This window comes from Micromonospora sp. NPDC006431, assembly GCF_042870725.1.
In the GTDB taxonomy this organism is placed as follows: Bacteria; Actinomycetota; Actinomycetes; order Mycobacteriales; family Micromonosporaceae; genus Micromonospora.
Genome location: NZ_JBIAHQ010000003.1, coordinates 323,868 through 335,919, shown reverse-complemented (window position 1 = coordinate 335,919; position 12,052 = coordinate 323,868). Strand labels below are relative to the sequence as shown.

At 71.8% G+C, this 12,052-nt stretch carries 16 protein-coding genes; 5 read left to right on the top strand and 11 right to left on the bottom strand.

The genetic code is table 11. The features are described from left to right. Positions 1 to 138: 138 nt before the first annotated feature. Both ACFYM6_RS07975 and ACFYM6_RS07970 read right to left on the bottom strand, forming a co-directional pair. A complete protein-coding gene (locus tag ACFYM6_RS07975; protein ID WP_387273352.1) occupies positions 139 to 1,149 on the bottom strand; it encodes an HAAS signaling domain-containing protein in 1,011 nt (336 codons plus the stop codon). Beyond that, the gene (locus ACFYM6_RS07970) at positions 1,146 to 1,478 is read right to left on the bottom strand and encodes a PadR family transcriptional regulator (RefSeq protein WP_387273350.1); all 333 of its coding nucleotides are present in this window, start codon (positions 1,476 to 1,478) and stop codon (positions 1,146 to 1,148) included. The genes ACFYM6_RS07975 and ACFYM6_RS07970 overlap by 4 nt, the downstream gene beginning before the upstream one ends. Before the next feature lie 181 nt (positions 1,479 to 1,659). Between ACFYM6_RS07970 and ACFYM6_RS07965 the strand changes: the two genes are divergently transcribed. The 3 genes from ACFYM6_RS07965 to ACFYM6_RS07955 all read left to right on the top strand — a co-directional run bounded on the left by ACFYM6_RS07965 (position 1,660) and on the right by ACFYM6_RS07955 (position 3,210). Beyond that, on the top strand, positions 1,660 to 2,022 hold the full coding sequence (locus ACFYM6_RS07965; RefSeq protein WP_387273348.1) for a type II toxin-antitoxin system RelE/ParE family toxin: 363 nt from the start codon (positions 1,660 to 1,662) through the stop codon (positions 2,020 to 2,022). Continuing rightward, positions 2,019 to 2,336, top strand: a complete 318-nt coding sequence (locus tag ACFYM6_RS07960; protein WP_387273346.1) for a helix-turn-helix domain-containing protein — start codon at positions 2,019 to 2,021, stop codon at positions 2,334 to 2,336. The genes ACFYM6_RS07965 and ACFYM6_RS07960 overlap by 4 nt, the downstream gene beginning before the upstream one ends. A gap of 184 nt (positions 2,337 to 2,520) precedes the next feature. Beyond that, complete coding sequence (locus ACFYM6_RS07955) at positions 2,521 to 3,210, top strand: hypothetical protein (RefSeq protein ID WP_387273344.1); 690 nt, start codon at positions 2,521 to 2,523, stop codon at positions 3,208 to 3,210. 144 nt (positions 3,211 to 3,354) lie between these two features. Here the strand turns inward: ACFYM6_RS07955 and ACFYM6_RS07950 are convergent, their stop codons facing one another. The 8 genes from ACFYM6_RS07950 to eno form a co-directional block, all read right to left on the bottom strand. Next, the gene (locus tag ACFYM6_RS07950) at positions 3,355 to 3,789 is read right to left on the bottom strand and encodes a peptidoglycan-binding protein (protein ID WP_387273342.1); all 435 of its coding nucleotides are present in this window, start codon (positions 3,787 to 3,789) and stop codon (positions 3,355 to 3,357) included. Positions 3,790 to 3,994: 205 nt separating this feature from the next. After that, positions 3,995 to 4,162: a hypothetical protein gene (locus tag ACFYM6_RS07945; RefSeq protein WP_387273340.1), complete on the bottom strand. Its 168-nt coding sequence runs from the start codon at positions 4,160 to 4,162 to the stop codon at positions 3,995 to 3,997. Then, the gene (locus tag ACFYM6_RS07940) at positions 4,159 to 4,362 is read right to left on the bottom strand and encodes an Arc family DNA-binding protein (protein ID WP_387273338.1); all 204 of its coding nucleotides are present in this window, start codon (positions 4,360 to 4,362) and stop codon (positions 4,159 to 4,161) included. Before ACFYM6_RS07940 ends, ACFYM6_RS07945 begins: the two co-directional genes overlap by 4 nt. 36 nt (positions 4,363 to 4,398) lie before the next feature. Next, a complete protein-coding gene (locus ACFYM6_RS07935) occupies positions 4,399 to 5,340 on the bottom strand; it encodes an exopolyphosphatase (protein ID WP_387273751.1) in 942 nt (313 codons plus the stop codon). A gap of 58 nt (positions 5,341 to 5,398) precedes the next feature. Further along, positions 5,399 to 5,911 carry an amino-acid N-acetyltransferase gene (locus ACFYM6_RS07930; protein WP_387273337.1) on the bottom strand — a complete coding sequence of 171 codons (513 nt, stop codon included), beginning with the start codon at positions 5,909 to 5,911 and terminating at the stop codon, positions 5,399 to 5,401. 1 nt (position 5,912) lies between these two features. Next, positions 5,913 to 6,470 carry a DUF501 domain-containing protein gene (locus ACFYM6_RS07925; protein ID WP_387273335.1) on the bottom strand — a complete coding sequence of 186 codons (558 nt, stop codon included), beginning with the start codon at positions 6,468 to 6,470 and terminating at the stop codon, positions 5,913 to 5,915. Between the two features lie 23 nt (positions 6,471 to 6,493). Next, positions 6,494 to 7,129 (bottom strand): septum formation initiator family protein, encoded by a 636-nt coding sequence (locus ACFYM6_RS07920; protein ID WP_387273334.1) that lies wholly within the window; start codon positions 7,127 to 7,129, stop codon positions 6,494 to 6,496. Positions 7,130 to 7,158: 29 nt separating this feature from the next. Next, positions 7,159 to 8,442, bottom strand: coding sequence for a phosphopyruvate hydratase (gene eno / locus ACFYM6_RS07915; RefSeq protein ID WP_357437828.1), 1,284 nt, complete (start codon positions 8,440 to 8,442; stop codon positions 7,159 to 7,161). A 232-nt stretch (positions 8,443 to 8,674) separates the two neighbouring features. On the opposite strand from eno, the gene ACFYM6_RS07910 reads away from it, so the two are divergent. Both ACFYM6_RS07910 and ACFYM6_RS07905 read left to right on the top strand, forming a co-directional pair. Then, positions 8,675 to 9,370 (top strand): hypothetical protein, encoded by a 696-nt coding sequence (locus ACFYM6_RS07910; protein WP_073836847.1) that lies wholly within the window; start codon positions 8,675 to 8,677, stop codon positions 9,368 to 9,370. After that, positions 9,367 to 10,332, top strand: coding sequence for an NAD(+) diphosphatase (locus tag ACFYM6_RS07905; RefSeq protein ID WP_387273332.1), 966 nt, complete (start codon positions 9,367 to 9,369; stop codon positions 10,330 to 10,332). Before ACFYM6_RS07910 ends, ACFYM6_RS07905 begins: the two co-directional genes overlap by 4 nt. 18 nt (positions 10,333 to 10,350) lie before the next feature. Here ACFYM6_RS07905 and ACFYM6_RS07900 read toward each other — a convergent pair whose 3' ends face one another. After that, positions 10,351 to 11,970: a DUF885 domain-containing protein gene (locus tag ACFYM6_RS07900; RefSeq protein WP_387273330.1), complete on the bottom strand. Its 1,620-nt coding sequence runs from the start codon at positions 11,968 to 11,970 to the stop codon at positions 10,351 to 10,353. Positions 11,971 to 12,052: the final 82 nt, after the last annotated feature.

Below are 12,052 nucleotides of genomic sequence, written 5' to 3'. Positions count from 1 at the left end.
GGTCCTTTCAGGGAGTCGATGAGCAGACGACACCGTAGCGACCGGGACCGGACACCGCCGCCCCTCCCCTGCCAATCGGTCCATCATGGACACAAAAGCGGGGCGCCCGTCGGTCGACGGGCGCCCCGCGGCGAGGAGTCAGCGGGTCGGGACCGGCCCCGGGTCGGCCGGTTCCGGTGCCCCGGACGGCGGGGTGGCGGTCGGCGTGTCCGTCGGCGTGGTGGATGCCGTGGAGCTGCCGGTCGGCTCGGGCGACACCGTCGGGTCCGGAGACGCCGGAGACGCCGTCGGGGCCGGGGCGGCCGGCCGGGGCGCGAAGGGGGCGCGGTCCGGGCAGTACGGATAGACGTTGCGCGGCGGGTACTGGCCGCTGTCGACGCAGGTGGGGTAGCCGAGCCGGATCGGCACGCCGTTCTGGTCGAACAGCCGAGCGTTCCGCACCAGGCGTCCCTCCTCGTCGTAGACGAAGACGTCCTCGATCGAGTCGTACGGGTTGCCGACCGAAACCCCCGCGTAGGGCCCGAAGTCGTCCGAGCGGGCGTGCTGGTCCACGTTGAGCAGCGCGGCGAAAGCGAAGAGCAGCAGGGCGGCCGTACCGAGCCGCAGCAGCCGCCGCGGCCAGCCCCGGAACCCGACGGAGTGGCGGCCCAGCCAGATCGAGGCGAGCACCGTGCCGGCGAGCAGGAACAGGCCGGCCAGCACGCTGCCGCTGAGCCGGGGCAGCAACCCGGACGGCTCGCCGAGCGCGGCGGAGATCAGCAGCGCGGCCAACCACCCGCGGACCAGCCACCACGCCGGGCGCAGCGGGCGGAGGAACTCACTCGCCGTGGCGTACCCGAGGAGGGGGCCGAGTCGGGTGTCGAGGCCGCGCAGCCCGGCGGAGATCCGGGCGCGGGCGGCGGCGAACCGGCGGTCCACGGACGCCTGCCCGGCGCCCCCGTCCGCACCGGCGGCGGCCCGCAGCTCGGCCGCGTACGCCTCCGGCGTGCCCAGCCGGTCAACCAGCGTGCCGTCGGCCTCCGCGGCGACCTCGGTGAGGTGTTCCGCCAGGTCCTCGGTCAACTCGTCGCGGACGGCGGGCGGCAGGTCAGCCAGGGCGGCCCGCACCCGCTCGACATAGTCCGCGATCTCCTGCCCAGTGACGGTCATGCCGCCATCCCCCGATCGTCGAGCAGTGCGTCCATGGTGGTGGCGAAGGAGCGCCAGGTCTTGCCGGAGCGGGCGAGCTGATCCCGGCCGGCGGCGTTGAGGGCGTAGTACTTGCGATGCGGGCCGGACTCGCTCGGCACCACGTACGCGGTCAGCAGGCCGGCGGCGAAGAGCCGGCGCAGGGTGCCGTAGACGGAGGCGTCGCCGACCTCTTCCAGGCCGGCCTCGCGAAGCCGGCGGAGGATGTCGTAACCGTAGCCGTCCTCGTCCTTGAGCACGGCGAGAACGGCCAGGTCGAGCACGCCCTTGAGGAGCTGCGTCGTATCCACGCGTTGCACGGTACTGTGGATTGCACAGTACCGTCAAGAAAACGGTAGTTCTCCGGCCTTCGCGCTCAGCCACGCGTGGCGCTGCTCGGCTTCGGCGCCCGCCTCGCCACCCAACGCGCCTGACGAGGCACACATGAAACAACAGACCCGCCCTAGGTATAGCGATTGCTATACTCAGCTTATGGTGGTAGGCGAGTGGGACGTCTACCTCGTCAACGAGGTGCGGCAATGGATCGAGACCCTCGACGGCAACACCTATCGCCGGGTTGTGCATGCGATCGATCTTCTGGCCGAACACGGACCCGGGCTCGGGCGGCCACTCATCGACACCATTCACGGTTCATCGATGGCGAACTTGAAGGAACTGCGACCTGGCAGCGTACGTATTCTCTTTGCGTTCGACCCCTGGCGATCGAGCATCCTGCTGGTTGCCGGGGACAAGTCAGGACAGTGGAACGTGTGGTACCGGGACGCCATCCCGCTCGCCGAACACCGCTATGAGCTCTACCTCAAGGAACGAGCACGACAGGAGGGGGAAGCATGAGCAACTACTCGCGGTGGCAGGACATCCGCGCCGAGCACGTCACGCGTGCCGGTGGAGAGGAGGCCGTCGAGGCAGGCAAGCAGGAGCTCCTTGCCGAGGTCATCGGGCACCGACTGGCGGAAGTGCGACGTGCGCGCGGGCTGACGCAACAGCAGGTGGCGGACCGGATGGGTGTCACCAAGGGCCGAGTCTCGCAGATCGAGCAAGGCCAGATCTCCGGCCAGGAGGTCGTCGCCCGGTTCGCCGCCGCTCTGGGGGGGAAGCTCCACCAGGCCATCTACTTCGACGACGGGGACATCGCCGCTATCGCTTGATCTGCCCCGTTCAACGGTCGACACCTACTCCTGGTGCTGGGTCACGTTGATGACCGCGTGCTGCATCACTCAGGGAATCCGCAATGTGACGGCCTGCCCGCCAAAACCGGATACGTGCTGTGCTGGCACTTAAGTTCTCCTTACGTGCCTGCTGATTCACGAGAATGGTCGGTAGCTTGCCCCGATGCGACACATCGGAACCGTGATCGCCGCAGCCATCGTGGGCCCGTCGGCCTGGATCCTCTTCGCCCTTGGGCAGGACCGGTCGGCGCAGGCGTTCGCAGACGCACAGAACGGCGGCGCGCTGGACGGCGCTGATCTCGTCCGGCCCGCGCTCGTGCTGGCGGCGGCTGGGATCCTGCTCGGGCTCGTCGCCACACTCCGGATCTCCCCGCTGGGCGCGACGCTGACCGGGTTGTTCTACTCGGCCAGTTACCTGGGCCTGCTGGTCAGCCCGGCCTCGCTGATGAAACTCCTCGACCACCAACCGACTCTGGCCGGCTACCAGGTCGACCTGGCAGCCCCCGTCCGGACCGGGACCACCCTGCTGGTGGGCTCGCTGTTGCTCGTCGCGGTCGTGAGCGTCCGCCGCTGGCAGCGGTGGCCGCAACCCGAAGCCGACGGACCTGGGGCGCTGCAGCCGGACGAGATCCTCTCGCCCGCGACGCAACAGGACCGCCCGCTGGGTGTGGACGGCCTCGGCCTGGGCACGCCGAGCAAAACCCCCGAGCCGGAGCTGGTACGGGCCGGCAGTTCGAGCGGGGCCAGTCGTTCGGACGGGACCGGCGCTTCGGACTGGGCCGGCTCACTGTCGGGCGGCGCCGGGGACCGGCCCGGGCGGTCGTCGGACTGGCCGCGCCAGCCGTCGAGGTGAACCGGCAGGTCTTGTGATGCCGCATTTTGGGGACACCGATGCCGCGCGCATCACCACCAAGGCAGAGGTGGGTCAGCTTGTTCTGACCCACCTCTGCCGGCCCACCTCGCCCATCCCGGCGCGGGCTGCCGGTCCGGCAGGAACTCAGCTGACGCGGCGGCAGGGGTCCCCGTAGTCGGGGTCGACGTGCAGCATCGCCTTGCGGGTGTTCGGCCCGTAGACCCCGTCCGCCGTGGTGCGGGCGACCTTCTGCACCTCGATCAGCGCCTTCTGCGTGTTACCGCCGAAGTTGCCGTCGACAATCAGCGGGTAGACGCCGACCGCCCTGAGCGTGCCCGGGTAGCAGTCGTTCATCGTGTCCTGCAGCCGGGCCACCCCGTCACTGACGTTCCCGCGCACCATGTTGCAGTCGACCGAATTGGTCGACGCGGCGGGCACCAGGGCCCCCTGATAGGTAACAGACTTCACGCAGGTCGGCGTCGCGGCGGACGCCGGGCCGGAGCCCACCAACTGGACCGAACCGCTGGTCACCACCAGCAGAACCGCCGCAACCGCTCGCCGAACAACACGCTTCGACATCCACACTCCTCCCCGTAGTGATGCATCGATGAGCATCTCCGCGAGACAGTAACAGGGTCTTCCCGGTTCCATCGACCGCTATGACATTCTTCCGATTCAATGCATCAGGGGTGGAACCGGTCCATCGAACCCGGTTGGTCCAACCTGCTACTGCAGGCTCCAGGGCGATGCCGTCCGGCATCTGCGACAGAATTTCTGTCGATGCTCAGACATAAAGCTTGCGGAGCTCGCGGGCGATGTCCGAGACCTCGGTCAGGGTGCCGCCGCGGACCATCGCCGAAGAGAGCAGACCGACATCACGGACCTGCGGCGTCTCACCCAACACGATCGAGGCGATCTCCACGAGGTCGTCGACCTCGAGATAGTTGATCACTGCGCCAACCGCCGCAGCAGTTCGGCGTCACGCTCGGCAACCTCCCGCGCAAGATCCCGCACGCGGGCACGATGATTGCGCGCCGAGACGTACTCCTCGACGGCCACAACGATGGTGGCGTTCATCGACCGGTGCTCCTGCTCGGCGAGCTGCTTAAGCCGTTCGTGCAGCCCGTCCGGAAGATTGACCGTGGTGACCATATGGGAACCATACCGGCCACACGCAGGGGAAATCACCTATCCCGAGGTCGCCGCTAGGCTCCAGGCGATGCCGTCGAGGATGTCGTGCTCGGAGGCGACGACGGACGGCATGCCGGCGCGCTCCATGATGACCCGGAGCACCAGGGCGCCCGCGCCGATCACGTCGGCGCGGCCGGGGTGCATCACCGGGATGGCCAGCCGCTGCGCGCTGCTCTTTGCCAGCAGGTCGGCGGTGACCTCGGCGACCTGCTCGTACGCCACCCGGGCGTGGTGGATGCGCTCCGGCTCGTACGCCTGGAGGCCCTGGGCGATGGCGACGACGGTGGTGACCGACCCGGCGAGCCCGATCAGCGTGGCGGCCTCGCGCCCCGGCACCACCGCCAGCGCGCGGTCCACCGCCACGGCGATGTCGGCCTGCGCGGCCGCGATCTCGTCGAGGCTCGGCGGGTCGCCGTGCAGGTGGCGCTCGGTCATCCGGACGCATCCGATGTCCATCGACACGGCCGCCTCCACCCGGCCCTCGCGGGTGCCGACCACAAACTCGGTCGATCCGCCGCCGATGTCGACCACCAGGTACGGCGGCCGGGCGTCGGCGGGCAGCCCGCGCACCGCGCCGGTGAAGGAGAGCCGGGCCTCCTCGTCGCCGGTGACCACCTCGGGCGGCACGCCGAGGGTCTGCTCGACCATCGCCCGGAAGTCGGCGGCGTTGCTGGCGTCCCGGGTCGCCGAGGTGGCGCACATCCGGACCCGCTCCGCGCCGAACTTCTCGATCTCGGCCGCGTAGTCGGCGAGCGCCACCCGGGTCCGCTCGATCGCCTCCGGCGCGAGCCGGCCGGTCCGGTCGACGCCCTGGCCCAGCCGGACGATCTCCATCCGGCGGCACAGGTCCACCAGCGGCGCCTGCGGGCCGGCCTCCCGGTCGGGCAGGTCGGCGACCAGCAGCCGGATCGAGTTGGTCCCGCAGTCGATGGCAGCCACGCGCGTCGTCACGGCAGCAACCCTACGGCAGCCGGTGCCCCAACCGGTCGAGCCTTCGTCACAGGCGCAGCAGCATGCGGATGTTGCCGAGGGTGTTCGGCTTGACCCGTTCCAGGTCGAGGAACTCGGCCACGCCCTCGTCGTAGGAGCGGAGCAGTTGCTCGTAGACGGGCTGCGGCACCGGCGCGCCGTCGATCTCCTGGAAGCCGAACGAACCGAAGAACCGGGTCTCGAAGGTCAGCACGAAGATCCGGGCCACCCCCAACTCCCGGGCGGCGTCGATCAGCTCGCCGACGATCCGGTGCCCGATCTTGCGGCCCCGGCAGGTCGGGTCGACCGCCAGCGTACGGATCTCGGCCAGGTCCTCCCACATCACGTGCAGGGCGCCGCAGCCGACCACCGTGCCGTCCGGGGTCACCGCCACCCGGAACTCCTGCACGTCCTCGTAGAGGGTGACGGTGGCCTTGCTGAGCAGCCGCCGGTCGTCGGTGTAGGTGTCGACGAGTCGCCGGATGCCGCGTACGTCTGCGGTGCGGGCCCGGCGGACCTTGATCTCGTCGGCGGCCGTCATCTCACTCCGCCGCCGGGACGTCCACGCACGGACCAGCCGCCCACCACTTCTCCACCAGGGCGAGGGTCTCGTCGCCGAACGGGTTGACCCCCGGCCCGGCGGCGAGCGCGTGCCCGAGGTGGACGTGCAGGCACTTCACCCGGCCGGGCATGCCGCCGGCCGAGATGCCGGCGATCTCCGGCACCTGGCCGATCGCCTCCCGGCGGGCCAGGTAGTCCTCGTGCGCGGCCCGGTAGCGGGCGGCCAACTCCGGGTCGGCGGCCAGCCGCTCGGCCATCTCCTTCATCAGCCCGGCCGACTCCAGCCGGCTGCACGCCGCCGTCGCCCGGGGGCAGGTCAGGTAGAACAGCGTCGGGAAAGGGGTGCCGTCGGCCAGCCGTGGCGTCGTCTCGACCACGTCGGGCAGGCCGCACGGGCAGCGGTGGGCCACCGCCCGGGTGCCGCGGGGCGGGCGTCCGAGCTGCGCGGCCACCGCGGCCAGGTCGGCCTCGGTGGCCGGTTGCCGCTCGGGCGGGGGTACGGAATCCGCCGCCGGATCCAGCGGTGGTACGACGCTCACGGTGTCGCCTTTCGGGGTGGTGCCTAGTTGTCCGGGCGCTCGGCGTTGGCCGCCTGCACGCTGGACCACAGGGTGTCGTACCAGGCATCGGGCTGCTTCGGCGGCCCCGGCTTCGCGCCCTTGCCGGCGTCCCGGGCGGCCCCCTCCGGGTCGGAGAGCACCACCAACAGGGTCTCCCCCGGCCGGCCCATGAAGAAGCGCTCCCGGGCCTGCGTCTCGATGTACGCCGGGTCCTTCCACTTGGCCGCCTCGGCGGTGAGGTCCTCGATCCGCTTCCGCTGGTCGACCTGGGACGCCTCCATCCGCTCGATGTCGGCCTGCTGGTCCAGGTAGACCCGGACCGGATAGGTGTACGCCAGGGCGAGCGCGATCAGCACCGCGAAGAGCACGGTGGCGCGCCCGGTGAAGCGCCGGGGTTGGGGCGCGGTGAGCCGCTTGACGGTGCCCCCGGCGGCCGTACGCCGGGCCGCCGCGGGACGGCTCGCGGAACGTACGCCATCGGTGCCGCGGACGCCGCCGGACGACCGACCGGCGGCCCGCGGCTCGGCGCGGACGCCGCCCTCGCGGGCCGACGACCGGGTCCGGGCACCGCCCGGCCGGCCGGTCTGACCCGGCCGACGGGCGGGACGTTGACCACCCGGTGTGCGGCGCTGCTGCATCGTCACACCCCTCCCCCGGAGCTCTCCGCTCAGGCCGAACGGTAGCGCGGGAACGCGCCGACGCCGGCGTACCGCGCCGCGTCGGCCAACTCCTCCTCGATCCGCAGGAGCTGGTTGTACTTGGCGACCCGGTCGGACCGGGCCGGGGCACCGGTCTTGATCTGGCCGCAGCCGGTGGCGACCGCCAGGTCGGCGATGGTGGTGTCCTCGGTCTCGCCCGAGCGGTGGCTCATCATGCAGGCGAAGCCGGCCCGGTGGGCCAGGTTCACCGCGTCCAGGGTCTCGGTGAGCGAGCCGATCTGGTTGACCTTCACCAGCACCGCGTTGGCGGCCTTCTCGGTGATGCCCCGGGCGATCCGCTGCGGGTTGGTGACGAAGAGGTCGTCGCCGACGATCTGGATCCGGTCGCCGAGCGCCGCGGTCAGGGTGGCCCAGCCGCTCCAGTCGTCCTCGGACAGCGGGTCCTCGATGGACACGATCGGGTAGTCGCCGGCGAGCTTGGTGTAGTAGTTGCTCATCTCCTCGGCGGTCTTGCTGGCCCCCTCGAACGTGTAGGTGCCGTTGTCGAAGAACTCGGTGGCGGCCACGTCGAGGGCGAAGACGATGTCGGTGCCGAGCCGGTAGCCGGCCTTCTCCACCGCCTCGGCGATCAGGTCCAGCGCGGCGGCGTTGGTCGGCAGGTTCGGGGCGAAGCCGCCCTCGTCGCCGAGGCCGGTCGACAGGTCCTTCTTCTTCAGCACCGACTTCAGCGCGTGGTAGACCTCGGCGCCGGAGCGCAACGCGTCGCGGAAGGTGGGCGCGCCGATCGGCGCGATCATGAACTCCTGGATGTCCACGTTCGAGTCGGCGTGCGCGCCGCCGTTGAGGATGTTCATCATCGGCACCGGCAGCAGGTGCGCGTTCGGCCCGCCCAGGTAGCGGAAGAGGCTCAGCTCGGCGCTGCCCGCGGCGGCCTTCGCCACGGCCAGGGAGACGCCGAGGATCGCGTTCGCGCCCAGCTCGGCCTTGTTGTCGGTGCCATCGAGGTCGAGCATCTTCTGGTCGATCAGCCGCTGCTCGCTGGCCTCGTACCCGATCAGCTCGTCGACGATCTTGTCCTCGATGTTGGTGACCGCCTTCTCGACACCCTTGCCCAGGTAGCGGTCCTTGTCACCGTCGCGCAGCTCGATCGCCTCGAACGCGCCGGTGGAGGCGCCGGACGGCACCGCGGCGCGGGCGATCGTGCCGTCGTCGAGCCCGACCTCGACCTCGACCGTCGGGTTGCCCCGCGAGTCCAGGATCTCCCGGGCGACGATTCCCTCGATGGTTGCCACTGAGTCGCTCCTCGTATGTGTGTTCCGGTCCGGTATGGGCCGCGACGGTGCGGCTGAGGCAGGTGTTGAACGCAGCGTATCGGGCCCCCGAGGTACGCACGCCGCGGCCCGGCGGGCCGCAACGCTCAGTGACGGCCCCTGCGGTCCCGCCACGACGGACATTCCCGAAATCCCGGGCGTCAACCGGCAACGGGTTTGCGAGAGGTTGCCCCGATCGACAAGGCTGGGCGCCATGCCCGCCGCCTCGACGACTCTTCGCGCGCTCGCCGCCTCGATCATCGCGTCGCTCACGGTCACCGGCTGTCAGACCCTCGACGACGCCGGGGTCGCGCTCGGGCGGGCCGACCTGGTCAACGACCTGGCCGCCCGGATGGACCGGGCCCTGGAGCAGACCTGGGCGGCCGACTACCAGCTCCCGGGCGGCCGCACCGCCTCGATCGCCCAGACCGCGAAGCCGCTCCGCTCGGCGTACACCTGGCCGGACGGCAAGATCACGGTGACTCAGGAGGCGGTGACCCGCTGCGCGACCGCCGGCAGGCGTACCTCCTGCGAGGTGTCGCCGCCGGTGCTGACCGCCGGCAAGCCGTCGGTGATCGTCTACACCGAAGCCCGCCAGCACGGCCAGGTCACCCCGCCAGCGGTGATCCGGCTGCTCACCGACGCGGCCCTGGACACCCAGGCGACCATCGAACAGAGCGACACCACCCTGGCCGGCCGCCACGCCACCTGCGTCGACGTCACCCGCGCCGGCCAACGCTTCACCGCCTGCGTCACCACCGAGGGGGTGCTCGCCAGCTTCACCGGCGCCCTCGACGGCAAGCCGGCGGAGATCACGCTGAGCCGTTACACCGACACCGTCGAGGCGGCCAGCTTCGACGTGCCGGCCGGCGCGGGCGTGGTGGACCGCCGCCGCCCCGAGACCTCGTGACCGGGCGGCCCGAAGAAGCCGCTGCCGCGACCGGATCCCGGGCCGGGACCGAGGCGCCGGCCGGGACCGACTCCCCTGCGGCATCCGGCGACACGGCACCCGCCGCCGACGCGCTGGCCCCCTGGGCCGGGGCGGGCGGGGGTGGATTCGTCCCGGGCGCCGACCGGGCCCGACCCCCGGTGCCCGGCGACCTGGCGTTGCCGGTGGCCGGACGCCGGCTGCTGACCGGGCCGGACGGGTTCCTCCGAATCGGTGACCTGCCCACCGGCCTCGACTGGGTGCCGGTGGGGACGCTGGACGGCGTGCCGGCCTGGGCGGCCGAGGTGGCCGAAGCCGAGGCACTGCCCGGCCGCTGGCGCGGCTGGCGGGGCATCGCCGCCGAACTGCCGGAACCGCTGGCCGCCCTGGCCGGGCGGGCCCTCGCCGTGATCACCTGGCGGCGTACGCACCGGTGGTGCGGGGCGTGCCGGACGGAACTGGCCGACGTGCCGGGCGAGACCGCCCGCCGCTGCCCCGGCTGCGACCTGACGGTGTTCGTGCCGCTCTCCGTCGCGGTGCTCGTGGCGGTCACCCGTCCCGGGCGGGCCGGCGGCCCCGACGAGCTGCTGCTGGTGCGGCACGCGTACGGGCCGACGGAGCTGTGGGCGCTGGTTGCCGGCTTCGTGGAGGCGGGCGAGTCGCTGGAGGCGGCCGTGCACCGGGAGGTCGGCGAGGAGGTCGGGCTCAGCATCGGACAACCGTCCTACGTCGACAGCCAGCCCTGGGCGATGTCCGGGCCGGGCACCCTGCTCGCCGGCTTCACCGCCCCGGTGACCGACCCGGACGCCGAGCCGGTGGTCGACGCGAAGGAGCTGACCGAGGCCCGCTGGTTCCCGGTGGACGCGCTGCCGGCGGAGCTGCCGCCGGCGTACTCCCTCTCGCGCTGGCTGATCGACGCGGCCGCCGCCCACCCTCGGCCCTGAACCCGCGCGCCCGGCCGGTCAGATCCCCAGCAGGGTACGCAGGTGCCGCGGCGGCGGGCAGTCGTGCGCGAGCATCGCGTCGTGCCACTCGCGGACCGACACCCCCTCCGGGCGGCAGCGGGCGATGTCGGCCAGCTCGCTGTAGCCCACGAAGTAGGTCGAGAGCTGGGTGGAGGTGAGCAGCGCCCGCCGCCACTTCCCGGCCGCCTCGCCCTCCTCCTGGAAGCCGCGCCCGGTCATCAGCGCCATCGCCTCCGCCTCGGGCAGGTCGTCGCAGTGCACGAGCTGGTCGAGCAGCGCGTTGATGGTCATCCGGAGCTGCATCTTGAGCTGCTGGAGGCGGACCGGCAGCCCACCGAACCCCAGGCCGGTCATCAGCTCCTCGGTGTAGACCGCCCAGCCCTCGACGAACACCCCCGACTCGGTGAGCGGCCGGACGCGGGTCGGGCCGGCGTAGCGGCGGGCGTGGGCGAGCTGGAGGAAGTGCCCGGGCATCGCCTCGTGCACGGTCAGGTTGCGGATCATGTGGTCGTTGTATTCGCGGTAGAACGACTCGACCCGCTGCGCCGACCAGTCCGCCGGAGTGGGCGCGATGCAGTAGAACGTCGGCACGTTCGCCGTCTCCAGCGGGCCCGGCGAGTCGCAGTAGGCCACCGCCACGCCCCGGGCGAACTCCGGCATCACCTGGATCACACACGGGTCGTCGACCAGGGTGACCAGGTCGTGCGCGCGGACGAAGTCGGTCGCCTCGTCCAGCGTGACCGAGGCCAGGTCCACGATGGTGGCGTCGTTGGGGTGCTCGGCGGCGAGCAGGTCCAGGGCCCGGCGTACCGTCTCGTCGTCGGCCGGGCCACCGACCAGCTCGACGGCCGCCTCGCGGATCTCCGCGGTGACCCGGTCCAGGTTGTCCCAGGCGCGGCGCCGCACCTCGGCGGCGCTCAGCTCGGTGTCGAGGGTGTGCCACAGCCGGGCCTCCCAGCGCCGTCGGCCCAACCGCGGGTCACGACCCGGGCCCGCGTCGGCGGAGAGGCCCATCCGCAGCCAGGCCACGAACTCCTCCAGCGCGGCAATCGCCGCGGTGGCCGCCGGCTCCACCCGGCCGTACATCGCCGGCGCCTCGGCCAGCAACCCCGGCAACTCGTCGCGGATCAGCGCCGCCGTGCCGGTGAACTGACCGACCGCCGTCTCGGCGTGGATCCGCGGCATGTCGCGCAGCACCGCGCGCGCGGTCGCCAGCGCGTCGGGTACGGCCGCGAGCCGCCCGGCCAGCGAGGTCAGCCGCTCCTCGGCGGGCGCGAACGGGCGGGCCAGCAGGGCGTGCAGCAGTGGGCCCGGGTTGTGCCGCAGCGGGTCCCACTCGTACGCGCGGATCTCCGTCGCCTCGAACAGCTCCCGGTCGACGAGGCTGCCGAGCAACGCGTGGTCGACCCGCTCCTCGACGTCCAGCGAGTCCGGGTCCAACTCGGAGAGCGCGTCGGCCGCGTCCCGGAGCATCGCCTGGTCGGCGGCGCGGGCGTCGGCGGAGAGGTCGGGCAGCCGGTCGTCGTAGCGGTGGTCACCGGCCGACGTGGCCAGCCCCGGCCGGCTCTCCAGCAACGCCTCCACGATCCGCTCCGCCAGCGGCACAAACGCTTCCATACCGACGACCCTACCGATCTCCGCCGACGTTCTCGTTGATCAAGAGGTTTGCGTCTGTCGGAGCGCTCACTCCGACCCAAAC

Bases quoted from the DNA above. Each gene is read 5' to 3' on its own strand.
- ACFYM6_RS07975 (WP_387273352.1), bottom strand. From the start codon at position 1,149: ATGACCGTCACTGGGCAGGAGATCGCGGACTATGTCGAGCGGGTGCGG.
- ACFYM6_RS07965 (WP_387273348.1), top strand. From the start codon at position 1,660: ATGGTGGTAGGCGAGTGGGACGTCTACCTCGTCAACGAGGTGCGGCAA.
- ACFYM6_RS07960 (WP_387273346.1), top strand. From the start codon at position 2,019: ATGAGCAACTACTCGCGGTGGCAGGACATCCGCGCCGAGCACGTCACG.
- ACFYM6_RS07955 (WP_387273344.1), top strand. From the start codon at position 2,521: ATGCGACACATCGGAACCGTGATCGCCGCAGCCATCGTGGGCCCGTCG.
- ACFYM6_RS07950 (WP_387273342.1), bottom strand. From the start codon at position 3,789: ATGTCGAAGCGTGTTGTTCGGCGAGCGGTTGCGGCGGTTCTGCTGGTG.
- ACFYM6_RS07940 (WP_387273338.1), bottom strand. From the start codon at position 4,362: ATGGTCACCACGGTCAATCTTCCGGACGGGCTGCACGAACGGCTTAAG.
- ACFYM6_RS07930 (WP_387273337.1), bottom strand. From the start codon at position 5,911: ATGACGGCCGCCGACGAGATCAAGGTCCGCCGGGCCCGCACCGCAGAC.
- ACFYM6_RS07920 (WP_387273334.1), bottom strand. From the start codon at position 7,129: ATGCAGCAGCGCCGCACACCGGGTGGTCAACGTCCCGCCCGTCGGCCG.
- ACFYM6_RS07910 (WP_073836847.1), top strand. From the start codon at position 8,675: ATGCCCGCCGCCTCGACGACTCTTCGCGCGCTCGCCGCCTCGATCATC.
- ACFYM6_RS07900 (WP_387273330.1), bottom strand. From the start codon at position 11,970: ATGGAAGCGTTTGTGCCGCTGGCGGAGCGGATCGTGGAGGCGTTGCTG.